This window comes from Spirulina sp. CCY15215 (genome assembly GCF_016888125.1).
Taxonomy (GTDB): Bacteria; Cyanobacteriota; Cyanobacteriia; order Cyanobacteriales; family Spirulinaceae; genus CCY15215.
The window spans coordinates 1-245 of sequence record NZ_JACSWA010000441.1 but is presented as its reverse complement, the minus strand read 5'-3'; the positions used below and the strand labels follow the sequence as shown (position 1 = coordinate 245).

The 245-nt window shown below is 54.7% G+C and carries 1 pseudogene; it reads right to left on the bottom strand.

Annotated elements, in window-relative coordinates:
- Positions 1–245 (bottom strand): annotated as a pseudogene (locus JUI58_RS13475) (hypothetical protein); the annotation flags it as partial.

Genomic DNA, 245 nt, shown 5'->3' with positions numbered 1-245 from the left:
ATCGGCAACTCGCAAGGCTAATTCGCGGTTGATGGGGACAGGACGAATGACGGGATCGCCGTTAGGAGGAACAAGCATGAGGAAGAGGCGATCGCTGTCGGATTCTTCGGCATTTTCCGATTGACCTACAGCAGGAACAAAAATCGAGTAGAGGAGAGCGGGTTTGACTCCTGTGGCGCGGTATACTTCATCAAGACTGGCTTGGGCGCGGGCGAGGTTGAGTTCGTCTTCGCTGCTGTCTCCAT